Origin of the sequence: Chryseobacterium hilariae, from assembly GCF_051400735.1 — a bacterium.
In the GTDB taxonomy this organism is placed as follows: Bacteria; Bacteroidota; Bacteroidia; order Flavobacteriales; family Weeksellaceae; genus Chryseobacterium.
This window is the reverse complement of record NZ_JBLFFJ010000003.1, coordinates 189,869-214,321: the sequence shown is the minus strand read 5'-3', so window position 1 is coordinate 214,321 and position 24,453 is coordinate 189,869. Positions and strand designations below refer to the sequence as shown.

Annotated in this window: 25 protein-coding genes and 1 riboswitch; of the genes, 12 read left to right on the top strand and 13 right to left on the bottom strand. The window is 37.3% G+C overall.

What is annotated here, in order from left to right; translation table 11 throughout:
* Positions 1 to 5: 5 nt before the first annotated feature.
* The 6 genes from ACMGDK_RS10500 to ACMGDK_RS10475 form a co-directional block, all read right to left on the bottom strand.
* The gene (locus tag ACMGDK_RS10500; protein WP_436807907.1) at positions 6 to 1,316 is read right to left on the bottom strand and encodes a glycosyltransferase family 4 protein; all 1,311 of its coding nucleotides are present in this window, start codon (positions 1,314 to 1,316) and stop codon (positions 6 to 8) included.
* Between the two features lie 26 nt (positions 1,317 to 1,342).
* Complete coding sequence (locus ACMGDK_RS10495) at positions 1,343 to 3,883, bottom strand: YfhO family protein (RefSeq protein WP_436807906.1); 2,541 nt, start codon at positions 3,881 to 3,883, stop codon at positions 1,343 to 1,345.
* Positions 3,884 to 3,916: 33 nt separating this feature from the next.
* Positions 3,917 to 4,144, bottom strand: coding sequence for a hypothetical protein (locus ACMGDK_RS10490; RefSeq protein WP_426047420.1), 228 nt, complete (start codon positions 4,142 to 4,144; stop codon positions 3,917 to 3,919).
* A gap of 138 nt (positions 4,145 to 4,282) precedes the next feature.
* The gene (locus ACMGDK_RS10485) at positions 4,283 to 5,332 is read right to left on the bottom strand and encodes a DUF6263 family protein (RefSeq protein ID WP_436807905.1); all 1,050 of its coding nucleotides are present in this window, start codon (positions 5,330 to 5,332) and stop codon (positions 4,283 to 4,285) included.
* 98 nt (positions 5,333 to 5,430) lie between these two features.
* The gene (gene rlmB, locus ACMGDK_RS10480) at positions 5,431 to 6,180 is read right to left on the bottom strand and encodes a 23S rRNA (guanosine(2251)-2'-O)-methyltransferase RlmB (protein WP_436807904.1); all 750 of its coding nucleotides are present in this window, start codon (positions 6,178 to 6,180) and stop codon (positions 5,431 to 5,433) included.
* 116 nt (positions 6,181 to 6,296) lie between these two features.
* Positions 6,297 to 6,770, bottom strand: a complete 474-nt coding sequence (locus ACMGDK_RS10475) for a DinB family protein (protein WP_426047417.1) — start codon at positions 6,768 to 6,770, stop codon at positions 6,297 to 6,299.
* Positions 6,771 to 7,275: 505 nt separating this feature from the next.
* Between ACMGDK_RS10475 and ACMGDK_RS10470 the strand changes: the two genes are divergently transcribed.
* The 10 genes from ACMGDK_RS10470 to ACMGDK_RS10425 all read left to right on the top strand — a co-directional run bounded on the left by ACMGDK_RS10470 (position 7,276) and on the right by ACMGDK_RS10425 (position 16,030).
* The gene (locus tag ACMGDK_RS10470; RefSeq protein WP_426047414.1) at positions 7,276 to 8,280 is read left to right on the top strand and encodes an AAA family ATPase; all 1,005 of its coding nucleotides are present in this window, start codon (positions 7,276 to 7,278) and stop codon (positions 8,278 to 8,280) included.
* The gene (locus tag ACMGDK_RS10465) at positions 8,280 to 8,738 is read left to right on the top strand and encodes a GNAT family N-acetyltransferase (RefSeq protein ID WP_436807903.1); all 459 of its coding nucleotides are present in this window, start codon (positions 8,280 to 8,282) and stop codon (positions 8,736 to 8,738) included. The genes ACMGDK_RS10470 and ACMGDK_RS10465 overlap by 1 nt, the downstream gene beginning before the upstream one ends.
* Before the next feature lie 58 nt (positions 8,739 to 8,796).
* A complete protein-coding gene (locus ACMGDK_RS10460) occupies positions 8,797 to 9,660 on the top strand; it encodes a DUF58 domain-containing protein (protein ID WP_436807902.1) in 864 nt (287 codons plus the stop codon).
* 44 nt (positions 9,661 to 9,704) lie between these two features.
* Positions 9,705 to 10,601, top strand: a complete 897-nt coding sequence (locus tag ACMGDK_RS10455; protein WP_436807901.1) for a BatD family protein — start codon at positions 9,705 to 9,707, stop codon at positions 10,599 to 10,601.
* A complete protein-coding gene (locus tag ACMGDK_RS10450) occupies positions 10,594 to 11,586 on the top strand; it encodes a VWA domain-containing protein (RefSeq protein WP_436807900.1) in 993 nt (330 codons plus the stop codon). The genes ACMGDK_RS10455 and ACMGDK_RS10450 overlap by 8 nt, the downstream gene beginning before the upstream one ends.
* Positions 11,586 to 12,593: a vWA domain-containing protein gene (locus tag ACMGDK_RS10445; RefSeq protein WP_436807899.1), complete on the top strand. Its 1,008-nt coding sequence runs from the start codon at positions 11,586 to 11,588 to the stop codon at positions 12,591 to 12,593. Before ACMGDK_RS10450 ends, ACMGDK_RS10445 begins: the two co-directional genes overlap by 1 nt.
* 101 nt (positions 12,594 to 12,694) lie before the next feature.
* Positions 12,695 to 13,444 carry a tetratricopeptide repeat protein gene (locus ACMGDK_RS10440; RefSeq protein WP_436807898.1) on the top strand — a complete coding sequence of 250 codons (750 nt, stop codon included), beginning with the start codon at positions 12,695 to 12,697 and terminating at the stop codon, positions 13,442 to 13,444.
* Positions 13,444 to 15,183 carry a BatD family protein gene (locus tag ACMGDK_RS10435; RefSeq protein WP_436807897.1) on the top strand — a complete coding sequence of 580 codons (1,740 nt, stop codon included), beginning with the start codon at positions 13,444 to 13,446 and terminating at the stop codon, positions 15,181 to 15,183. Before ACMGDK_RS10440 ends, ACMGDK_RS10435 begins: the two co-directional genes overlap by 1 nt.
* Positions 15,184 to 15,227: 44 nt before the next feature.
* On the top strand, positions 15,228 to 15,830 hold the full coding sequence (locus ACMGDK_RS10430) for a MarC family protein (RefSeq protein WP_111960736.1): 603 nt from the start codon (positions 15,228 to 15,230) through the stop codon (positions 15,828 to 15,830).
* Positions 15,831 to 15,835: 5 nt separating this feature from the next.
* Entirely contained in the window at positions 15,836 to 16,030 is a 195-nt protein-coding gene (locus tag ACMGDK_RS10425) for a hypothetical protein (protein WP_034728849.1), read from the top strand.
* A 178-nt stretch (positions 16,031 to 16,208) separates the two neighbouring features.
* Here ACMGDK_RS10425 and ACMGDK_RS10420 read toward each other — a convergent pair whose 3' ends face one another.
* From ACMGDK_RS10420 to ACMGDK_RS10400, 5 genes are all read right to left on the bottom strand, one after another.
* A complete protein-coding gene (locus tag ACMGDK_RS10420) occupies positions 16,209 to 17,174 on the bottom strand; it encodes a chorismate-binding protein (RefSeq protein ID WP_436807896.1) in 966 nt (321 codons plus the stop codon).
* Between the two features lie 190 nt (positions 17,175 to 17,364).
* The gene (locus ACMGDK_RS10415; RefSeq protein WP_436807895.1) at positions 17,365 to 17,796 is read right to left on the bottom strand and encodes a PaaI family thioesterase; all 432 of its coding nucleotides are present in this window, start codon (positions 17,794 to 17,796) and stop codon (positions 17,365 to 17,367) included.
* Positions 17,797 to 17,919: 123 nt separating this feature from the next.
* A complete protein-coding gene (locus tag ACMGDK_RS10410) occupies positions 17,920 to 18,522 on the bottom strand; it encodes a 1-acyl-sn-glycerol-3-phosphate acyltransferase (protein ID WP_436807894.1) in 603 nt (200 codons plus the stop codon).
* A gap of 309 nt (positions 18,523 to 18,831) precedes the next feature.
* Entirely contained in the window at positions 18,832 to 20,547 is a 1,716-nt protein-coding gene (locus ACMGDK_RS10405; RefSeq protein ID WP_436807893.1) for a PspC domain-containing protein, read from the bottom strand.
* 11 nt (positions 20,548 to 20,558) lie between these two features.
* Positions 20,559 to 20,888, bottom strand: a complete 330-nt coding sequence (locus ACMGDK_RS10400; RefSeq protein ID WP_034728860.1) for a PadR family transcriptional regulator — start codon at positions 20,886 to 20,888, stop codon at positions 20,559 to 20,561.
* A 285-nt stretch (positions 20,889 to 21,173) separates the two neighbouring features.
* Between ACMGDK_RS10400 and ACMGDK_RS10395 the strand changes: the two genes are divergently transcribed.
* Positions 21,174 to 21,857 carry an XAC2610-related protein gene (locus ACMGDK_RS10395; RefSeq protein ID WP_436807892.1) on the top strand — a complete coding sequence of 228 codons (684 nt, stop codon included), beginning with the start codon at positions 21,174 to 21,176 and terminating at the stop codon, positions 21,855 to 21,857.
* A gap of 21 nt (positions 21,858 to 21,878) precedes the next feature.
* A complete protein-coding gene (locus ACMGDK_RS10390) occupies positions 21,879 to 22,469 on the top strand; it encodes an HD domain-containing protein (RefSeq protein ID WP_436807891.1) in 591 nt (196 codons plus the stop codon).
* 147 nt (positions 22,470 to 22,616) lie between these two features.
* Here ACMGDK_RS10390 and ACMGDK_RS10385 read toward each other — a convergent pair whose 3' ends face one another.
* The gene (locus ACMGDK_RS10385) at positions 22,617 to 23,000 is read right to left on the bottom strand and encodes an acyl-CoA thioesterase (RefSeq protein ID WP_436807890.1); all 384 of its coding nucleotides are present in this window, start codon (positions 22,998 to 23,000) and stop codon (positions 22,617 to 22,619) included.
* A gap of 116 nt (positions 23,001 to 23,116) precedes the next feature.
* Positions 23,117 to 23,295: riboswitch (cobalamin riboswitch) on the bottom strand.
* Between the two features lie 52 nt (positions 23,296 to 23,347).
* Entirely contained in the window at positions 23,348 to 24,145 is a 798-nt protein-coding gene (locus tag ACMGDK_RS10380; protein ID WP_436807889.1) for a hypothetical protein, read from the bottom strand.
* Positions 24,146 to 24,453: the final 308 nt, after the last annotated feature.

The window sequence follows — 24,453 nt, the reverse complement described above, 5'->3', positions numbered from 1 at the left end:
CAAATTTAAGGTAAAATTTCAGCCAGTTTTTTAGTGAGATTTCTCCTAGAAAATTGTTCAATATTCTGAGTATTTTCAAGGAGGCTCCCTTTTTTCCAGAGCTCATATTTCTCCAGGATAAAATCTTTGACTGCTTTAGAATCCTCATAACCGAAATGTTTTCCTGCATCTGTTTCCGCAAGTATTCTCGAAACATCCGCTTCATCCGGACCGAAAGAAATAATCTGCTTTCCGGTTGCCAGGTATTCAAATATTTTTCCTGGAATAATTCCTTTAGAAGACTCGTTCGGGAAATTAGTGATCAGTAAAAGGTTTGAATTTTTCATCTCTTCAACAGCCTTGTCATGGGAAATATAGCCTAGGTTAAGGATATGATTTTTAAGGTTTGAATTTTCTATAGATTGAAAGATTTTATCGTCAACTCGTCCCGCAAATTTCAATATAAAATGATCTGCAAAATCTTTATTTTCCTTCACTAATTCATCAAGAACTTTCCAGAGATTTTTAGGGTTTCTTAGCTGCTCAAGAACGCCAATATAACTTAGGGTAAATGATTCGTTATTTTGCCCTTTTGCCTTTTCTCCTTTCAGGCTGTGTGAAGGTGAAGCGTCACTTTCATCAAACCCATTTGTAATGCAAACAGCATTTGCTCCTGCTTTTCTGAAATTTTCAGCATCCGTATAGCTTGTTGCCAATGTTATATCCGCAGTTTTAAAAACAGCGCTTTCAAGCAGTCTGTGTTTCCTGTCGGAGCTTTTGGTGAGCTTTAAATGTTTGTAATAAGAAATTTCTGTCCAGGGATCACGGAAATCAGCGATCCATTTCAGATTAGGAAGCTTCTTTTTCAGTCCCAGGCCGATCATGTGAAGAGAGTGGGGTGGTCCGGAAGTAACTACCACCTCTATTTTATTTTCTTTTAAATAGTGCTCTAAAAATTTGACGGAAGGCTTTACCCAAAATACCCTTGCATCCGGAATGAAGAAGTTTCCTCTTACCCAGATCGAAAGCCTGGATTTCCAGCTTTGGTTTTTACCGACGTCAAACTGTCCGGCTTTGAATTTTTTATTGCTTTTATTCAGCTTTTCAGCCAGCTGATAAGGTTCCCATATTTTGGTTTTTACAATCTCTATATTTTGCGGAACGTCTTTTAAAAGACTTTCATCGAGTAGGGGATAGCTTGGATTTTCCGGAGTAAAGATTACGGGATTCCAGCCGAATTCAGGCAGATATTTTGCAAACTTCAGCCACCTTTGAACACCAGGACCTCCCGCAGGAGGCCAGTAATAGGTGATGATCAGTATTTTTTTTTGTTCCATTAACCTTGAACAATAAATTTTAAACTTTAAACAGTTTTTTCAACAAGCTGTTCCTTTTTCTTATTTTTATTCATCCAGAAGATCCCGAATGCACTCAGTGCAATAAATAATCCGAAGCATAAAAGCGACAGCCATTTACCTTTTTGTATCACTTCAGGCTCAAAGACCATTCTGATGTTGTGGTTTCCGGCAGGAACATGTACAGCACGCAGAAGATAATCTGCCTTGATGTAAGGAACCTCCTTTTCGTCAACAAACATTTTCCATCCGTGAGGATAGTAGATCTCAGAAAAGACAGCCAGCTGAGGTGTTTTTGACTGAGATTTAAATTCCAGTTCATTCGGCTGATATTTCGTTAGATTGATAAATGCCGCAGAATCTGCCTGAACAGGTTTATTGCTGAAATAAGATTTGTCTGATGATGCAATGACAGCCGTTTTCTTACTGTCGATTACCCCAATAGATTTGATTTCTTCGTCTGGTGTATTCACGAATTTCAGATCGCTTACAAACCAGGCATTTCCGTTGGCTTTAGGATTCGGCATTGCCTGAGGCTGCTCCGGTCCTCCCATTACCCAGTATTTGGCATTAAGAAGGTTAAGAATATTCGGTACTTTCACAGAGTCCATGACCTGGAAGTATTCATTGATCACGTCATCATATCTTCTCAGCTTTACAGCATGGTAGCCACCGATTGAAGATTTGAAATAAGAGGTATTGGTCTCACTGAATGTGCCTAAAATATTATTGAAAATCCTGTAATGTGTTTTGTCTTTTTCAGCAATGGTTTCAAGCGTTTTATTAACGTTGACATTGGCTAAAATGGACTCTAGGTTCGGATTTCCCTGAACTTTTTCTGCAAGCAGGTCTGAACCTTCTGTCTGGAATGGATTTTCAGCAAAAACCTTGTCTACATAATTCTCATCATTCAGATAGCGTTTGTTTACCGTCCAAAGATCAAATAAACTCACTGCGCCAATAATGATCAAAGCGATATTCTGGCTTAGCTTCTTCTTCATGGTTAAGAAAAGAACAGCAGCCGTTATAGCGACATAGATTAATGCTTTGATGGCATCAATTCTGAACAGTTTAAATCTCTCATCAGCAAGATAATCCAACAGGAAAGGCGGGAAATATGTTTTTTCGCCATCGGTGTAAAAACCAAGCAGAGATTTTCCGAAAAGAAGAAGGATCAATAACAGTCCCAACGTTCCGCCGCTTACATACATAAGAATTTTCTTTTTGTATTCTTCAGTCAGTTTTTCGTCTGTAAAAAACCTGTATATTCCAATAACAGCAATTAATGGGAATAATAATTCCACCACCACCAATATGGAAGATGGTGCTCTGAATTTGCTGTAGAAAGGAACATAGTCGATAAAGAAGTCAGACAACGGCATAAAGTTGCTTCCCCAGGCCAGCAAAACGGTCAGAATGGATGCTCCAAGGATCCAGTAACGGTATTTTTTCCATGCAAAAAAGAATCCTAATAAAGCAAGGAAACATACGACAGCGCCCTGGTAAGCAGGGCCTGAAGTTCCCGGTTGATCGCCCCAGTAGGTAACCCCGTTGAAACCTTTGGAAATTCTGTCCATTTCAGCCTGTGAGCCTACATTTTCCTGGATTAACTCCTGAACCCTGTTCATCATTTCCTTAGCTTCCGGTTCCTGACTTCCGCCACCCATTAGCCTTGGAATGAAAAGATTCAGCGTTTCCAGCTTTCCGTAGCTCCACATCAGAATACTGGTTTTATCCAGCCCTGATTCGCCAGAGGTATGGCTGTCATTAGTCAAGATTTGTTTTCCACGTACAGTTTCTTTGATGTACTCGGAATTAGCCATGATCCTTTGGGAGTTCATCCCGACACCGATAAGACATGAAGCAGCAATAATCCCTGATGAAATAAGGAAATGCTTCAGCTGCGTCTTTTTTTGGATCATTCTTACCAGTTCGGACAGGAATAAAAATCCTAACGCCAGAAACAAATAATACGTCATCTGTGGGTGGTTAGCTGCAATCTGAAGTCCCATAAAAAGGGTCGTTGCAATGAATCCCCAGATATACTGTTTCCTTATATAGACTAATATAATTCCGGCAAGGAGCGGTGCAAAATACTCGATGGTATTTACTTTACCGTTGTGTCCTGCCGCTATGATAATGTAAAAATAAGTAGATAATCCGAAGAAAGTGGCACCCAGTAAAGCATACTTCCAGTTTCTGACGGCTACCATTCCAAGGAAGAAAAATCCTGCAAAAAGGAGGAATAGATAATTAACCGGTCTTGGCAGGAAGTTCAGCTTGCTGTCGATTTTTTTGATGATGTCGCCTTTGAACTGGCTTCCCATCTGATAGGTGGGCATCCCGCCAAACATGGAGTCACTCCAGTAGGTTTCGTTTCCGGTATCGGCTCTGTAGTCCAGAAGTTCTTTTGCTCCTCCTCTGTACTGTACGATATCATGCTGAAAAAGCTGTTTTCCGGAAAAAACAGGAGTGGAGTATAAAAATGCTAAAACTATAAATACAACTAATGAAATTGCAATATAAATTAAGTTTTTATTTTTAGCCATACGGGTTATTATCTTTTATTTTCTTTGGAATTTTTACCTTTTGTCTTTGGTTTCTTTTACCTCTTCATAGTCAACTGTTTCTGCATCCCAGTTGAGGTTCTGTTTATTCTTATTCGAGCTGTTTAGATCCTGCTGTCTGTTATTATTTTTATTATTATCAAATCTGTAACTGTAAAAGGTCTTGAAGAATACCCGTTTCAGGATATTCCAGACAAAGAAAATAATGATGGCAGAGAGAACTAACTCAAGAATGTACTTCATAATTTCTAATTTAAATTCAAAGTTTATGATTTAAAGTTCAAAGCTGCTGTTCAAGGTTTATAAAAAATTATTCTGAAAGTTATTATCAACAATAAAAACCTGCTTAACACTCTGACTCTAAAACGTCTTTAATTTTAATTATTTTGCAGAAGGATTTACCATTACAGAAGATTTGGACGTGCTTTTCATAGACTGTGACTGTTTTCCGTCTGAAATAGTTTCAACCTGTGTTGTTTTTACATCGATATTCTGATTGGTGATCCATCCTGTACTTTGGTCAAACTTAATGGTTCCGTTCTGATCAAGCTCACTGCTAAGGCTGTGTGTGATAGGCCCCTGTGTTTTCTTTTCCGTCTTTTTAGGAATTCCTCCTGTTACTGAGATTTCTGCAGTTCCGTTTCCTACGCTTTTCAACACATAGTTTGAAGTTACTTTAACACTTCCGCTTGGATCAGCATTTTCAGAAGTGGTCCATTTTTCACCGATTTTCACTCCTTTTTTAGGAATGATCGTTAAATTTTTATTCAGCTGATCTTTTAATACCTTTTCATTGAAAGTTTCCTTAAGGCTGGCTACAACGCTTGCTTTCTGGTTGGCATCTTTGATCAGAGTGCCTACAGCAGCAGTAACTTTGGTGTAAACAGCATCAAATCCTGTGATAGAAACTACATTTCCTTTAGTATCCATCTTCATGTTAAGCTTGTTTCCGGTCAAAGCTTTGTTGATATTCCAGATCATTTTCAGGTCATCTTCTTTCGGAATAGCCAGTTTGGTATCTACGATCACTGTTTTACCCTGTGCACTCTGCGAATTTCTTTTAGCTACAAGATTAAGGGTCATATCATACACATTCCCTTTGATATCATTGACGGTGAAGCTCATTTCATCCGTAGATTCACTGGTTGCTGTGATCGTTTTTCCCTGAGGATCCTCCATTGTTTTCACATCTCTCTGGTACGTAGTAAGAGGATAGGTTTTTCCTTTTTCCAGTTTAAATGTCTGAGTGAAAACTCCCGCAGAATCTTTAATGGCAGGGTTTGCCGCCACTTTAGCTACAGAATCGGCAGGAACTTCTACCGTAACTGTTTTTCCTGTTTTAGGATCTACTTTAGTGATGGTTGCTGTTTCTTTTTTACAAGATACAAGAGCTATAGATGAGATAAGCATTAATGCTGCTATATTTTTCATTTGATTTTTTTTAAAGTTTAAATTTTACTGATATGTCCGTTCTGTGCATCAATAACGATACCACAAAGCATCACGATAAAATACTTATTCCTGACTGATTAAAGAATTGGAGCTGCTACGATTTTCTGTCTTACTGCTTCATACAAAATGGCTCCGCATGCTACAGAAACGTTTAACGACTGTGTTTTGCCTTCAATAGGAAGCTTTATTTTTTCGTCTGAATGATGCATGACCTCTTTAGAAATTCCGGTTTCCTCATTTCCCATTACAATAGCGCAAGGTTCTGTGAAATTTACATCATAAATCAGTTTCTGAGCTTTCTCGGTAGCTGCAAATACAGAAATACCACTTTGCTGAAGGAAATCTACTGCATGCGCAAGATTCGGTTCCTTACAGATCTTGATATTATAAAGCGCTCCCGCAGACGTTTTAATAGCATCTGAATTGATAGGCGCTCCTCCTTTTTCAGGAATAATAATGGCATCTATCCCTACACATTCTGCTGTTCTGCAAATCGCCCCAAAGTTTCTCACATCTGTAAGTCTGTCAAGGATTAAAAGGAAAGGTGTTTTTCCTTCTTCGAACAGTTGCGGAACAATATCTTCCACTCTGTGAAACGGAACATCTGAAATAAAAGCAACCACTCCCTGGTGGTTTTTTCTTGTAAAACGGTTCAGCTTGTCAATTGGAACATAGTTGGGACGAATTTTATTTTTGGCTAAAATTGTTTTCAGCTCAGCATAAATAGGACCTTGAAGTGCATTCTGCACAAAGATCTTGTCAATCGTTTTTCCCGCTTCAATAGCTTCAATTACGGGACGTAGCCCGAAAATAAAATCGTCTTTCATTGAAATTTATTATAAATTATATGGTGAATGGTTAATAGTGAATTTTACTTCATAAGTCAAAATTTGAAAGCCGTACAATTCACATCTGACCATTGACTTGCGTAGCAAAAATTCACTTACCTTCCGTTCTCTCCAAGTATTGCTCTTTTCTGTGCCATGATATAACCGTAATGCAGGCTTTCATGCATATTATTGAAGATGATGGCATCCTGGATGCTTTTCAGGTCCATTCCGAAACTGGTCGTGTATGGCGTGTAATCTGAAAAGAAGTCGCTGTCATAATCTTTCATTAAAATCTTTGAAGTTTCAGTGAGTAAAAACTCAAGGTCTTCCACTTCAGATTTTTGTACATTCAGGTTAGGAAGAGTTCCTTTTTTGTAGGTTTCGATCCAATATTTATCTATTCTGAAGGGATTTCCGCTCAGATAATAATGCAGGAGCTGCTGTGTGGCAACCGTATGGGCAATATTCCAGTACATATTGTTATTAAAACCGTCAGGAATCAACAGAAGATCTTCGTGGGAAGTGTTCTGCAGAATACTTAAAAGGTTCTTTCTCACTTGTCTGTGTGCTTGAAAATGATAATTCATTTTGCAAAAAATTTTAATCACCAAAAATAGTTTAATAAACTGGAAGTGACAATTTTTTGGATAAGGGATTGAATTAAATGTTCTTAAATCCTGAAAAAGGATGTTAATTGTTATGTTCTTTTTATCGATCATAAAAACTCCGAAAAGTATTGGCGGTGCGATAAGATATATTACTGAGTATAAAGCTCCATGAATTTCAAGATAGTGATTGACCGGTACTAAACTTTAGTAAAATATTCTGCATTAGATAATAAGCACGAGTTGCCATTGGAATCAATACATTTTTGTTAAAAATAACAGCCGAGTGAAGAAGCTTTTTTAAAGAACTATTATCATGGTTTTTAAGCCATTTTAAGTGATTTTGCCTGAATTTTTTTTGAAGCCACTACCTGGATCCATTATAAATAAAGGAATATTTAACAAACTTTAACTTTAAAATGGCATTCATTATGTTGATTAATGCCAGTATTTATCAGAAATTTACCACCTATTTTTAATTAAAGCTATGTCAGATACATATCAAGCTGAAGATATCCGCCAGTTGACGGAAAAAGTAAAAGAAAAGAATTACTTATTTTCCCTTCTGAGACAGGAAATCAATAAAGTGATTATTGGCCAGGAATATATGATAGACCGCCTTCTGGTAGGTCTTTTAGGAAACGGGCACGTCCTTTTGGAAGGAGTTCCGGGACTGGCAAAAACTTTAGCGATCAAAACCCTGGCAGAAGCTGTTCATGGCGAATTTTCCAGAATACAGTTTACTCCTGATCTGCTTCCGGCAGATGTGGTAGGAACCATGATCTTCAATATCAAAGACAACGATTTTTCGATAAAAAAAGGTCCCGTTTTTGCCAATTTTGTATTGGCGGATGAGATTAACCGTGCACCTGCAAAAGTACAGTCAGCTTTGCTGGAAGTGATGCAGGAGAAGCAGGTAACAATTGGAGATGAAACCATGAAACTTCCGAAGCCGTTTTTGGTATTGGCAACTCAGAACCCGATCGATCAGGAAGGAACTTATCTGTTACCTGAAGCACAGAGCGATCGTTTTATGCTGAAATGTAAGATCGATTACCCTAATTTTGAAGACGAAAGAACGGTCATGAGAATGGTTTCCACTTCTCATCAACCTGTTGTAAAACCGGTGATATCACTGCAGGATATTGTAGACGCCAAAGAACTGATTAACCAGATTTATCTGGATGAAAAGATCGAAAAATATATTCTGGATATGGTTTTTGCAACCCGTTATCCGGAAAATTACGGACTCTCTGAACTTAAAAATTATATCGGATTCGGAGCTTCTCCCAGAGCATCCATCAATCTTGCCATTGCATCCAGAACTTATGCATTCCTGAAAGGAAGAGCTTTTGTGATTCCTGAAGATGTAAAAGCATTGGCTCAGGATGTATTAAGACATAGAATTGGTCTTACCTTTGAAGCGGAAGCAGAAGAAATTTCATCAGAAGAGATTATCAACAGGATTTTAGCTAAAATTCAGGCACCATAATGAGTGAAGTGGTTATCAGGAAAGCTGTCCGGGAAGATTGTGCTCCGATGCTGGAGCTCATCCGTGAACTTGCGGAATATGAAAAGGCACTTCATGAAGTGACTATAAGTTTGGATGAATTTATAGAAGATGGTTTCGGAAAATCTCCGGTTTGGGGAGCTTTCGTTGCTGAACTGAACAATGAAATTGTAGGAATTTCCCTATATTATGACCGGTTTTCAACCTGGAAAGGAAGAAGGCTGTATCTTGAAGATCTGGTAGTAACTGAAAAAATGAGAGGAAAACAGATTGGAAAACTTCTGTTTGATGCCACTTTGGAATATGGAAAATCTAACCAGTACAGCGGAATGGTTTTTCAGGTGTTGAACTGGAATGAACCTGCCATTAATTTTTATAAGAAATACAGCCCGAAATTTGACAGTGAGTGGCTGAATGTTTCGATTGAATTGAAAGATTAGAAGAGGGAAGTTAGTAGCGCGTACACAAACCCCGCAACTCGAAACCCGCAACGCATTTATGGAAATAAAAGATATTGTAAAAAAAGTAAAGCAGATAGAAATCCGTACCAGAAAGAAGACGGAAGCTTCACTTATGGGACAGTATCACAGTGCTTTTAAAGGACAGGGAATGACTTTCTCCGAAGTCCGCCCATACCAGTTCGGAGACGAGATCAGAAGGATCGACTGGAACAAAACAGCCCGTTTTCGTGAGCCGTTCGTCAAAGTAATGGAAGAAGAAAGAGAGCTGACCATGATGATCCTGGTAGATATTTCCGCCTCTATGGATTACGGAACCAAAAACCAGCTTAAAAGGGAATATGTAGCAGAAATTGCCGCCAGCCTTGGGTTTTCAGCAGCAGGAAATAATGATAAAGTAGGACTGATCCTGTTTGCAGATAAAGTATATAAAGTAATTCCGCCTCAAAAAGGCAGGAAACATATTCTTTCTATTATCAGCAATATTCTGACGGCAGATTATGTCCCGGCTGTATCAAAGATTGATAAGGCCATGGAATATATGATGGGAATTTTCAAAAGAAAGTCACTCGTTTTTCTCTTCTCAGATTTCGAAGACCCTTATGATTCCAAAATGCTTAGAGTGGCTTCAAAAAAGCATCAACTGCTTGGGATGAGGATTTATGACGAAAAAGATAATGAAATTCCTGATGTAGGCTATGCTCTTCTGTATGATGCCGAAACAGGAAAAGAAGTCTGGGCCAATACTTCCAGTGCAAGATGGAGGTATACTTTTGCTGAAGCCCAGAAACAGAAAGTCCGGGTTCTGGAAGAAGATTTTGCCTCCAGCTCGGCCAGCTTTATGAATATGAGCACCGGTAGCGATTATTCTAAAATGCTGTATAATTATTTCCAGAAGAAGTAAATATCAATAACAAAGGCTCCGATCTCAACTATTATTATTTTAAATTGAAAAAAATATTATTCATACTTTCTTTTCTAATCTGTGGAAATGCTTTTTCGCAGATATTGTCTTCCAATCTGGAAAAGAAAACCCTGGCCTTAGGTGAAGTCAATAATTTGGTCATTAAAATAGACAATGTTCATGAGCTGCAGGTAATTTCCGCTCCTAAAAACGAACTGCTGCCTTTTCATTTTGAAGAAATTAAAGACAGCATCGGGCAAAACCAGAATTCTTATGAAAGAAAAATTGAATTTTCAGTGTATGAAGAAGGGAAGTTTACCATTCCCGAGCTGGAATTTAATGTAGGAGGTAAGATTTTAAAAACCATTCCTTATGAAATAGATGTGGTGAATACCGCCCAAAAGGCAGACCAGATCAATGATATCATGAATAATAAGGAAGTAAAGCTTGAAGCTAAAGATTACTGGGAGCTTTATAAATTTTATATTCTCGCTGCTTTAGCCGTTATTGCTCTTATCATTGCTGTCATTATGTTTATCAAATGGGGCAGGAAATCTAAAAGTTCACCTGCTGTTGCTACCAACCAGACTTTAAAGGAGCTGGATTCCCTGAAAAAGAAAAAGTACATTGAAGGAGGCGATTTCCGTTCGTTCTATGTTGAACTGATAGACATATCCAGAAAATTTATTGCGAAACAATATCATCTGCCGGCAGATGTTCTTCTTACCGATGATCTTATTGATGTCATGAAAAAGAACAATACCATTTCTCAGGAAAATGAAAAAATAGTGGAAGATGTATTTTTAAGAGGAGATCTGGTGAAATTTGCCAAGACTTTCCCTGACCAGACTACCATGGAAAAAGATTTTGCAGATATCCGCAATTTTGTGAAGAGATCCTCGAAAGATTTAGAATTTGAAAACTTAAGAAAGGATGCCTGATTTTGAATTTTACAGCCCATGGTTCCTGTTGCTTTTTCTGCTGTTTATTCCCCTTTTTATTAAAGATGCGGGTGGAAAGCGGAGGAAAGGCATCAAAGTTCCTACTGTCCAGAATATGGAAGGCAGCGCGGGAATCCGTGCTGTGCTTGGCCTGCTTAAGTTTTCGAAATATATTATTCTTTCCGCACTGATTATTGCGATGGCCAGGCCGAGAACTTTTACAGTCTCTCAGGACAGGGACGATACCAAAGGTGTAGATATTATGCTTTCCATAGACGTATCCCTGAGTATGCTTGCCAAAGACCTTAGTCCGGACCGTATTACTGCATTAAAAGATATTGCTGTAAAATTTGTACAGAAACGTCCGAATGACAGGATAGGAGTGGTGGCTTATGCCGCAGAAGCATTTACCAAGGTGCCGGTGACTTCTGATCATCAGGTGGTTATAGATGAAATTAAAAATCTTAATTCTGCAGGTCTTGAGCCGGGAACAGCTATTGGAGAAGGACTTTCTGTAGCGGTGAACCATCTTATCAAAAGCAAAGCTAAAAGTAAGGTGGTGATCCTCATGACAGACGGAGTAAGCAACATCCAGAATGCAATTCCTCCACAACTTGCTGCAGAACTAGCCAAGAATAATAATATAAAAGTATATTCCATTGGGATAGGAACCAACGGTTTTGCCCTGATGCCCACCTCTCAGGATATTTTCGGAGATCTTATCTTTACGGAAACAGAGGTTACGATTGATGAAAATACACTGAGAGAAGTTGCACAGACAACTGGCGGTCGATATTTCAGGGCGACTTCCAACAGCAGTCTTGAGGAAGTGTATGACGAGATCAATCAATTGGAGAAAACCGATATTAAGGTTGCCAAGCTGTACAATTATGACGAATATTTTAAAATCTTCCTATGGATCGCATTGGGAATGCTGTTTTTTGATGCATTGCTGCGATGGGTTTTATATAAATTTTTAAGCTGATGAATTGGTCTTTAGGAAATTACTGGTATTTATTTTTGCTGTTGCTGCTGCCGCTGCTGTCTTTCTTTCTGATCCGTTTTTTGAGGTGGAAAAAGAAAAAAAGAGAGATTTTTGCAGACAGCAGGTTTCATGACAGCTTATTTGAAAAAAGATCCGGGTTTACAAAATTCTTTCCGGCTTTATACCTTTTGGGAACGCTTTTTCTGATATTTTCGATTATAGATTTACTGAATGGTTCTGAGGAGGTGAAAACCAATCAACGGCTTAATAATGTGATCTTTATGCTGGATGTCTCCAATTCTATGAATGCAGAAGATATTGATCCCAGCCGCCTTGCAGAGGCGAAAAACCTAATGCTGGGCACCATGCAGAAGATGAAGAATGATAAGATCGGTATCGTGATCTTTGCCGGTGAAGCAGTTTCTATTATGCCGCTTACCACAGATTACGGAACTGCTGAAACCTACATAAGTGCAGTAGAGACAGGTTCTATGAAAATCCAGGGGACAGATTTCCTGAAAGGTATGCAGGCGACAGCAGAAAAGTTTAAAAACGTAAGCAAGGGCTCAAGAAAGGTCATTCTTCTGAGCGACGGCGAAGATAATGAAGGAAATGATAATGCTGCCATAAGATTGGCTAATAAAGAAGGAATTTCCATAACATCGGTAGGAATAGGGACAGATGAAGGGGCGCCGGTTCCGGAATATGTTTTCGGACAGCTGATGGGCTATAAGACCGATATGGATGGCAGAACGGTGATCTCTAAGAGACAGACGGAAGCCCTGAAAAAGATGGCAGAATCCACAGGAGGAGATTACATAGACGGCAATAATATCAATGAAGCTCCCGATAAAATTATTGGTGCAGTTAATAAAAAAACTTCATCTGCACAGACTTTGGTAAAGTCCCAGAATGCCAATCACTATTATCAGTATTTTTTAATAGTTTCCATTTTCTTTTTCTTTTTAATTTATATCTTGAACCCGAAAAAAGATTTCAATATTTAGTTTTTATACTTTGTTTATCAAGATTTTAAATAAGTACTTTAACCGAACTTTAACAAATAGAAGTCTGTTTATTAACATATAAAGGAATAATTTTGCAGGTAATGAATACTAAAATCATTTTTTTATCGTTTCTTATTGCTTTCTTATTCTCAAACGTACTGTTTGGGCAGGAAAACTATAGAACTTTAGTTTATGAGGGTAATCAGAAATTTAACGGTAAAGACTATGACGGAGCTTCTTCCAAGTATATGGAAGCTGTAAAAGAAAATGAAAAAGATTTTACAGCTCATTATAATCTGGGAAATGCATTGTATAAAAGCAAAAAGTATGAAGAGGCTAAAGCAGAATTTGACAAAGCACAGAAGCTTTCACAGACGCTGCCGGATAAAACGGCCGCTCTTCATAATTTGGGCAATACCTACATGCAGATGAACCAGCCGGAAAAGGCGGCCGACTATTATAAGCAGGCTCTGAAGCAGAATCCTTATAATGAAGCGACCAGAAAGAATTATGAAATTGCCAAGCTGAAAGAAAAAGAAAAGCAGCAACAGCAGAAAAACGAACAGAACAATTCAGGAAAAGGCGGAGGAGGAAATGATCAGAATAAAAATGATGATCAGAAAGGTGACCAGAAAGATCAAAAGCAGGATCAGGGCAATGGCCAGCAAAATGAAGGGGAAAGCGAGCAGGGAAATACTCCTAAGCAGAACCAGAATAATGAAGGAAAAATGCCTAAGAACCTTGAAAATGCTATATTAGATAAAGTCAACGAAAAAGAAAAAGAAACCGCCAGAAAAATCTTAAATAAGAATTCTTATTCGATGCCTCAAAGCAACGAAAAAGATTGGTGATGCAGCATAAACTGATTTACATATTATTCCTTTTCGCATCCGTAATTTCTTACGGACAGGTAAATCTGTTTATGGAGCCTGATAAGTCCGAATATAACGGAAAGGATATTGTAAACCTTACAATTGTTTTGGAGCTTAATGGTATAGACCTTGAGCCACAAACCCGTTTTCAGCTTCCCGACCTCTCGAAATTCAATATTATAGGAAGCGGATCAATGACGAATACATTAATTGACCCGGCTACCAATACACTTATTACTCAGAAAATATCCAGAATTGCTCTTGAACCTAAAAAGAAGGGTAAAATCAAGATCGGTTCCGTACTGGTAACAGTCAATAATAAGATCTATAAAACAGAACCTTTTGATATTAATATAAAAGAGATCATTGAAAGAAGATCTCTTGCCAGCAATCTTGCCACTGAAATCTATCTCAATATGGAGATAGAAGACCGCGAAGTTTATCAGGATCAGGCTACAGTAGCTGTGTTGAGGGTATATTCCAAAAACATGGACAATTTCAGAAAGGTGAAAGATATTCACCTTCCGCGTCAGGATAATCTGAATGTACACCCTATAAATTTAAACAAATCGGAGATAGATCCTTCCGGTGCGGGAAATATGGCTTCTCAGGTAGTAGCAGTATTTATGGTATTTCCCAATGAATCAGGGTATGTAGATGTTCCATCAGTATCTGCATCGGTAAGCTCTTATTCGAATAAAAATAAAATTGTTTCCAATAGAGTAAAGCTTAATGTTAAAAAACTTCCTGAGGGATCACCTGAATACTTTAAAAATGCAGTAGGTAACTTCAAGGTGAATGTATATAATGCATCAAAAGATAAAATAGAAGTTAACAAGCCGATCAACGTTGTTGTTAAAGTTTCAGGAGAAGGAAATCTTCCGGATATGCATCTTCCTAAGATTACCTCATCTCCGGATTATGAAGTTTTTACCCCTAAAATTACATCCAAAGTGGCTCCCGGAACTACAGGAATGAAAGGAGAAATCCTGGCTAACTATGTTATCATTCCTAAAAAAGCGGGTGCTATTTCGATCCAGACCGAGCAGTTCGCATTTTTTGATCCGGCCAGCCGCGAATATGTTGACCTTGGAAATAAAACCCTTACCCTGAATGCATTTTCCCATGATCAGATCCTGGAATCACGTACCACAGTTGAGAAGGTAAACGAATATACCAACACGCTTCTGGAAACGGTAAATACTCCCGTTCTGAAGACGACGACATTTAAAGTAAAGGAAAAGAGTAAATTCCACTGGAACATTCTTTTAACCAATATTTCCATTCTTATCGGGTTATTTATTATGTATCTGTTATTTAAGACATGGCAAAAAAAACGAACGTTAGTTAAAGAAACAGCATCCCCGAAATCGCTTGGTTCTGTAGCTGAAACAGAAAAGCAGATAAGAGAAACGCTGAGAACGGATATTAACGATTATTTCAGCTATCTTGAGAATCTTAAAGATAACGGAGATTATCAAAAGTTCTTTGATACTCTGGAAGAAATGGATATGGATGTCAGAAAACAGTATTTCCAAAGCTCTTCACAGGATTTCAGAATATTCCTGGAAAGTTATAAAGGACTTTCTGTTGCGGAAGAATATAGAAATTTGCTTCAGAGGATTCAAATGGAAAAATACTCGCCTCTGAAATCAGCAGAAGGAATGGAGGAACTTTTAAAAGCAGTTGTTGATTTGTATTCACGAATTAGCAAATAGTCACTTTTTTTTCATATTTTTGCGAAATTATTAATTACAAAGAGATGGAAATATTTAATGATTTCTCTATTAAAGAGATCGTTACCTGCTTTATGGTTCTTTTTGCCGTAATCGATATTATTGGCTCTGTTCCTATTGTGGTAAGCCTTCAGCAGAAGTTTGGGCAGATAGAGGCTGGAAAAGCGTCCATTACTGCCGGTGCCATTATGATCGTTTTTCTTTTCGTAGGAAATAAAATTCTTAAGCTGATCGGAGTAGATGTAAATTCCTTTGCTATTGCAGGGGCTTTTGTGATTTTTATCATAGCCCTTGAAATGATCTTAGGTATTGAGATCAACAAAACTACAGAGGCAAAGGCTGCATCCATTGTTCCTATTGCGTTTCCACTGGTTGCAGGAGCCGGAACACTTACAACAACCTTATCTCTCAGAGCTGAATTTCATGATATTAATATTATTTTGGGGATTATTCTCAATACAATTTTCGTATATTTGGTGCTGAAATCAGCAAAATGGCTGGAAAACAAAATGGGGGAGGCTACCCTGTCTATTCTTCAAAAGGTTTTCGGGATCATCCTTTTAGCTATTTCAATAAAATTATTTACCGCAAACTTTGCCCAATTGGTGCTGAACTATATTAATTTTTAAGAATCATGCAGAAGTTTTATAAAGTATTTCTAGTTGTGTTTATCGTTTTTATTGCCATCAATCTTTATGCATTGGACTGGCAGACGGATCTTTTGTCAGAAGATAACCTGAAGTTTGTATTTTCAATCGCTTCAGCAGTTCTTGGTCTGATTTTGCTTTTTGTACTGGATACGTGGAGCAGGATTGGAGTGAAGAAATAATTTAAAAATTACATTATTTAATATAATAAAACCTCTTTCGCTGGAAAGAGGTTTTTTGGTTTTGAGAGAGGTGGCTTCGAGATCCTCAGCCACCTACAATACTCTTCTTTATTTTAAATCCATTATAATAAAATTTGGATCTGTTACTGAGATTCTCAAAGTCACCATTGCCTGTATTTTAAGAAACCACAAGATTCTTTAAAATTGCTTCTGACTTCAGTTCCGTTTCCCGCCATTCTTTTTCCGGACTGCTCTGGGCAGTAATGCCACCACCTACAAATACGTGTACAGAATCTTTGTAGAGCCTTGCACATCTCAGGTTGACGAAATACATGACATTCTCATCTGTTTCCACTTTAATGAAGCCAGAATACAGTTCACGGGGAAATTTTTCAAGTTCCTGAATACTTTTTTTGCAGAAATCCTTTGGAATACCGCAGACTGCCGGAGTAGGATGAAGGTCATTGATAAGACTGTCCAGATCTTCAGGCTTAATGTGGGCTTTAAAATCTGTCCGGAGATGCTTGATGTTTCCTGAAATATGGTCGTAGGTATCTGATATTTCTATGTTTTCGGAATAGTTCTTAAGAGTATCCTGAATATAGGAGGTGACAGGTTTCTGCTCTTCAATTTCTTTTTCTGTCCATTCTTCGGATACAGGAAGGGTTCCTGCCAGGCTCATGGTTTCAAACTCATGGGTTGTTTTATTAAATTTCCCCAGAGTCTCTGAAAAAGCTCCCATCCAGGCATTGTGTCCGTCATTGAAAATATATCTGAACGCGTTAGGATAAGAGGCACATAGCTTGTTGAAACTTTCTTTAAAATCTATGCGGTTAAAATTTTTGAAGATCTTCCTTCTGGAATATACCAGTTTTGGAAGCTGATGGTCTTTAATAACGTTAATGACCTGGTGAAGACTATTGATATATTCTTCTTTTGTTTCTGCACTGAAAAAACTTTCATCTTTCGATAAATTTTCATTGGTAATGCCAGCTTGCTTAAACTGCTCGGAAGCATTGATGATATTGCCTTTGAAACTAATCTGTCTCAACAGGTCAAAAGAATGAAAGCTGACGGATTCCTCGTTTGTTTTCGGATCAGTTGAATATAGTGTTTCGTCGAAAGGAAGTTTGAAATAAATCATGAGCTGAGGATAGGTTTTGAAAATCACCACAGGAATACATTAGGAAATTCCCAAATTGATTTTCCTTTCAGCAAAGGTATTACTAGTCTTAAAACTGTCAAAATTAAAAGAGCTGTTTTTAACAAAATATTCGGATAAGTGCATAAAAAAAGACCCAATTCTTTGAGCCTTTTTTTATTGATATTCCCGATTATCTCAGGAGAATATTATTTGTCATCGTAGTATGGTTGATCAGTACTCCTTTTTCATCTCTGATCTCAATTTCAGAAACATGCATGGTCTTTCCTTTCCTGATGAAACGTGCTGTAGCTGTTACGATCCCGTCTTTTTTACTTTTCAGGTGATTGGAATTGATATTGGTTCCCACCCCGTAATATTTGCTGCCGTCTATAAACATATTGGACAGGCTTGAGCCCAAAGTTTCAGCGAGCACACAGCTTGCTCCTCCGTGCAGGATCCCGAAAGGCTGGTGTACCTTTGGCTGTACCGGCATTGTAGCAGTTAAAGTTTCATTTTCAACGTCAATATCAATGAACTGTATTTCAAGCGTTTTTGCTAATGTTATATTGTCGCCCCAGTTGTTTAAGAACGTAAGGAGCTCTTCTTTAGTCTGACCTTTCATTTTATAAGTGATAAATAATGAATGATAAATGATTATCTAATGAGTAAAAGTAATTTTGTTCTAACTTCTAACTTCTAACTTCTAACTTCTAACTTCTAACTTCTAACTTCTAACTTCTAACTTCTAACTTCTAACTTCATCTTCGTTACCCGTTCCCATAATATTCGGGTTCCAGTTTGAGGGAATTTTAGGAACAATATCATTTTTTACGTAATAATCCTGAATTTCCTCCATAATCTCGGAGAAAGGAACTGAAGCAATTCTTTCATAAGGTATAGTATATCCTAAATAAACAATATTTCTTTTGAAATCACCTGCAGCAAGAACAATGGGAACTTTTGCAGCCAATGCCATATGATAAAACCCTTTTCTCCACTTCGGTACCCAGCTTCTGGTGCCTTCAGGTGTGATTACAAGGCTGAAATCTTCTTTTTCGAACTGTCTGGCCACGAAATTCACCAGGTCATTTTTCTGGCTTCTGTCGATACCAATACCGCCAAGCCCTTTTACAACACTTCCGTACCATGCTTTTGTATGAGCATCTTTGATGATGATTTTCAAAGGTTTTTCCAAAGACCAATAGGCAAGATTTCCTAACAGGTATTCCATGTTGTGCGTGTGGGGTGCAACGACAAGGATGCATCTGTTCAGACTTTTCGCGTCGCCCTGCAGGACAACTTTCCAGCCCAGCATCTTTAACATTAATTTACCTATCAGCTTTTTCATATATCTTTAAATTAAAAACAAAAAAGTATAACCAAACAGGTTATACTTTACAAATATATTGAAATATTATCGCTCTTAAAACAAACCGCTGATTAAATCTACGATTTTCATTACAATTTCTAATGCAACTTGTACCATGGTTAAGGTGTTTTAAATGATTTGGTTAATTATTTTTTAACTACACGAATGTATAACATTTTTTTAACATAGCGAACTAAATAATAATTTTTTTCTGATTTCTGAGAGAAGAAGAGTGTGAATTTCAAACGGTTGCCTTCCATTCACACCTTCTGCACTCTCTGAAGTTAATTATTTAGTTTGTATGGAAATTTCGTCTTTTCCGTCTTTAATTTTGATGTCTACATTTTTGTTCGCTTTTTTCAGTGTAGACTTCATAGAATCAATTACCTGATCAGCCTGGGAATTCGGAACTTTTTTCCCATTGATGATGATGCTGTCTTTGTCATCGGAATTATATTCTATGGTAGAACCATTTACAGAAATTTTGTTCTTTTCAATTCTGATTTTTCCGTCTTCATCTTTTTCCTGATCACTGTCATTGATTCCGTCCCCGTTCAGATCTCCGTCAAAATTGATTCCGTCTTTTTTCACTGGAAGGACAATCACATTTTGAGGAACTACCAGTTCGTAATCAATATTATAATCTCTGAATCTGTGCTCATAAGGATACTTAATATAATTTGGAAGAATAACTTTGTTGTTAACAATTTCTACCGGAACATTTACATTAAGAGGAAGGTTATATCCTTTAGCTTCTTTCTTAATAATCAGGTAAGGTGTTTTAATATCCGCTTTTCTTGTAACTTCTACATGTACCCAGTCTTTTTCAAATACAGAGACTTTATCAGAGTAAAGATCATCATCGTATCCTGTAAAGTTCTGTGGGATAGATATCTGCTTCATATCTACATATAAGCTATCAGAAGTTGTATTAATAGAGATCTCTTCTGTATCTTCCTTATGTCCTTTCAGGAACATTTCTTTTTTCGCCATGCTAATTCCGAAATAAGTAGAAATTGCAATTAATGTAAGGAATAATGCTCCTAAAACCCATCCTGTATTTCTTAATTTAGTTTTTGGTGAAATAAGTTTAATACTTAACAGTGCGAATATCATTGCAGGAATTAAACTTCCAATAATGATCATTGCCATCAGTACGTATTTCATGTTCCCGTCATCAAACAGATAATTCATATGATTTATAGGAGGAAAATCGTTATTTCCCATAAATCCGAATGCTACAAATGCACCTAATAAGCTCCCGAATGCCATTAATGCGAAGATTCCTCCTAAGATATATCTTATTACATTCCAGATTCCGCTTCCTGCATTGTTGATATAAGGTTTGTTTTCGATGTAAATTTCCCCGACTCTCTGAGTAGATTCATTGGCAAACTGAACCAATTTATTAGACTCATTCTTAAGATTGTCGAAGTTCATAGGCTTTCCCTTCATTTTCAGGAAATCTGCCGCTGTTTCTGCCTTAGGAAGTACGATCCAGAGAATTACATAAAGAAGACCAATCAGTGAAGAAGAGATAGCTGCCGTGAAAATACCCAATACAAAGATTCCAAGCCAGATGGCTCTCATTGCTGTAATGTCCATTCCTACATAATGAGCAAGTCCGGCACATACCCCAGCGATCTTTTGTCTTTCAGGATCACGGAATAATTGCTTTTTATTTGTATATTCAGTACCTGAAGTATGGGTTTTTTTAGTGTTTTTCTCAGAAAAATAAGCTTCTTCCTGCTCTTCGATCTTTTCAGGAGTACCGATCTGAGCAATTACTCTTTCTACATCAGAATCATTTACTACTTCACGTTTTCCTAAAGAATCTCTGAAGATTTCTACCATTCTTATTTCTATATCATGCATTACCTCCTCCTCCTCTGAAGCATCCAATGAGCTTCTCAGTGCATTCAGGTAATCGCTGAGCTTTATATATGCGTGTTCTTCTATAGTGAAAGAAAAACCTGCGAGTCCTATTGAGAGTGTCTTGTTCATAGCTTTGTTTTTTAAATTTTTTGAGTAATTTGGTTTACTGACGCTGTCAGTTCTGCCCAGGTATTTTGAAGTTCGTCCAAGAAAAGCTTTCCTTTTTCTGTAATCTGGTAGTATTTTCTTGGTGGTCCTCCTGTAGATTCTTCCCATCTGTAGGAAAGGAACTCGCCATTTTTCAGTCTTGTAAGGAGAGGATAGAGGGTTCCTTCCACTACATCCAGTTTTCCTTTTTTAAGTTCATCGATAAGGTCGGAAACATACATTTCACGATGGTTGATGAGACTTAAAATACAGAATTCCAGAATTCCTTTGCGCATTTGCGCTTTGGTATTTTCAGTATTCATCTTTAATAAGTTTTGTTAATTAGTTATAGTTTCAGAATAATGTTCCTAGCTAGATGAACCTATTCCGATTTTACATTACAAAGATATGTAATTAAAATGGTAATATGCAATACAAAGTAGTGAAATTTTTAAAAGAAATAATTTAATTTGCTGATTTTCAATTTAATAAATTTCAATTTAAAATCTGAATAAATGAAAATCAATTTAAAATCAACTTAAAAAATGACAAATTGTGGCTGGTGATTCGTATTTTTGTTCTGAGTTTTAAAACTAATGTTACTCCAAATGACAAATACGTTTCTATTTTACCGGTCTTTATATGCATTGCTCCTGCTGGGGCCTGTGTGCTTCGGGCAATACCGCTTTGCTGTTGAAGATGCATCCAAAAAATATAATGCAGAGATTACAGTTGAAGAATGTCAGACTGGTGCCTGTAGGAATAAAGCTATTATTATACTGTTCAGTAAAAGCGGAGAGAAGCTACAGACTCTTGCTTCTGAAGATTTTGTGATGTATTTTGAAAAAGAAATGAAACTGTCAAATACCAGTGTAACAACACTAACTCATGGGATGGTTCATGATGAACCTGTGATTTTTGGTGATTTTAATTTTGACGGTACCGAAGATGTAGCCATAAGAAACGGCAGTGGCGGAAACTATGGCAGCGCTTCTTTTGACGTGTATGTTTTTAATTCCACAAAGAAACAATTTGTCATGAGTAAAGAACTTACTGAAATTGCCAGTTCCTACCAGGGAATGTTTGATGTAGATCCAAAGCGAAAACGACTAACCACTTACGCCAGATCCGGGGCTTCTTTACATTACACCTACGAATATCAGGTGATTCCCAATAAAGGATTAGATCTGGTTTACGAAAAAATCGGAGATTTAAGTGAGGAACCTCCAAAAGTAACCATAAGAGAAAAGATTAATAACAAGTGGGTAGTTAAAAAGTCAACCGAATATTAATAGTTTAAATAAAAAATAGAAATGAAGATACAGAAGGAGATTGATTTTATCCTGGCAGTTGATGCCCTGAAAAACGTACAGAGAAGAAACTACAATGCCGATGATTCCAGAAGGGAAAATACAGCCGAACACTCATGGCAGATTATTATTCTGGCGCAGATCCTTTATCCATATGCTAAAAACCGTGCGGATATTGATCTTTTACGAGTAATAAGAATGCTTTCCATTCATGATCTAGTGGAAATAGAGGCAGGAGATACTTTCCTTTTTGATGAAATAGCAATGGTGGGAAAATTTGAAAGAGAAAAAATTTCAGCACAGAAAATCTTTGGAATCCTGGATGAACCTTTACGTACAGAGTTTTTTGAACTATGGCTTGAATTTGAGGAAGAAAAAACACCGGATGCTATTTTTGCCTGCTCCATTGACCGTATCATGCCGTTTATCTTAAATTCTCACACTTCAGGAAAAAGCTGGACGGAAGCCGGTGTGACTGAAAAGCAGATCAGAAATATGCTGGAAAATGCTATTAGACGGGCATCGGATGAGATGGGAGAGGCTTTTGAGACATTACTGATCAGAAGCTTGGATACTGACAAGGTGGTTCGGTAGATTTATCGCAAAGAGAGATTAAGATTTTAAATTGCTATTTTTTTAGATAAACAAGGGCATTCACTTATTGGAGTAAATATATTTTCATAAATACATTATTTACTATAAAGAGTTTCGGGCGGCCAAAGGCCGCCCGAAACTTATTCTTTACATTATTCTGATTGGTTTTTTAAACTCATCAATTGCCACAAAAGTAAAATCACCTACAATAGCTCTTTCTCTTTCATAGGAGTACATCTGCTCTGTGTAGATTTCTACATTCACCTTCATACTTGTTTTTCCGACATAAGATACCTTTCCGATCAGCTCTACAATAGTTCCTGCGGGAATAGGTCTTTTAAAATCGATCTTATCGCTGCTTACGGTTACCACTCTTTTTCTTGCAAAACGGGTTGCTGTGATAAAAGCTACTTCATCCATCAGCTGCATAGCCGTACCTCCGAAAAGAGTATCATAATGATTGGTTGTGTTGGGGAAAACCGCTTTGAAAATTCTGGTTTCGGATGCTGCAATTCTTTCTTCTGTAGTCATATTTCATTATTAATTAATACGAAATGAAATATTATCAAAATAACAGAACAGTGACAGGAATCATAGGAATTCCTGAGGCAGTCCATCAGATCAATAAACTTCAAATCGCGAAAGTTTCTTGTTTAAAGAAATAGGCAGGTCTCCTGACTTGTAACATCTTTTATCTCCTTCCCGTGCCCTGCACAGTGGATTCTTGATAAAGACTTCAGTTACTTACAGTTGCGCGACAGTCCGTGATTTTCACACGGTTCCCTTTTAATCTGCGTTAAGCAGAACCAGTTTCTGTGATGAATTAGCGTTAAGCTTTTTCAGGGCAAAAATAAGAATATTAAAGTGAAAAAAGGCAATTATTCCGGACTATTGTAAATAATCTGGCTCATCACCCTTCCTTCCTTGATGGTCCAAAGTGTGACATATCTGTTCTCACCCGAGCCGTTGATCATATAAAGATAGATATGATCTTTGTCAAGAGCCGTTACTCCGACATTATTGAAATCCATAGTAGGCTGGAACATATTTTTAATGGCTTCCCTTACAAAAACAGAACCTCTTCCCGGTTGCTGAACTCTGATAGATTTAATCTCTGTCATCCCTTCAGGAAGTCCGTCTTTGATGCCCCATGGTTTTATTTTATCTATAGTAAGGATCTTTCCATCCGCATCTTTTTCCTGCTTTCTATAACCGGCATTGGACGGATAAATATCAATAACAACCTTGGTTCTCTGTGAGGCCGGTATTTTCGGATTGCTGTTATCTGTGAAGATAAGTGATTTTCCGTTCTTGGATTTAGAAGGAGTAAACTGAGGAAGCTGATCTATAAATGCAATACGTTCCTTGTTGACCATTCCTTCCTTCTCAAGGTTCTCGTATCTCACAAAAGGTTTTTCCTCATCCTGCTTTTCAGGATATTTGATCCATACCCATTCCGTTTCTCCCGGAGCAGGCTTTACATAAACAAATACATCACCCTTACGCATACGGATCTTGTCTACAATTTTCCTGTAGTCATCCTTGTGGACACGCACATTGGCATAGCCTTCTTCAGCTTTTACAACGCCAAAAGGAACTTTATTCTGACCCTTGACAAATGCTAGAGAAAAAAGGCTGAAAGCGGAGAGATACAATACTTTGTTTATGGAAATCATTTTATGAAATTTTTTGATCCTTCAAATATATAAATTAAATGTTTTTTTGTTCTGTAAAATATAACGGTATTTGATTAAATTTATCAATATTATTTTGAGAAGATTATAAAATTATTCTTTATCTGGAATCTGATCTTATTATTTAAACTGAGTTAAAAAAGATAGCAAAAAAGAAAATAGAACAGCAGGAATGATCAGTTTTCTATCAAAGATCCAAGGGCTGTCAAATTTTTATCAATGATTCAAAAGTAAAAAAAGATTTGATACCCCTAAAAATAAAATAGCGCTGAACATTCAACGCTATTTTT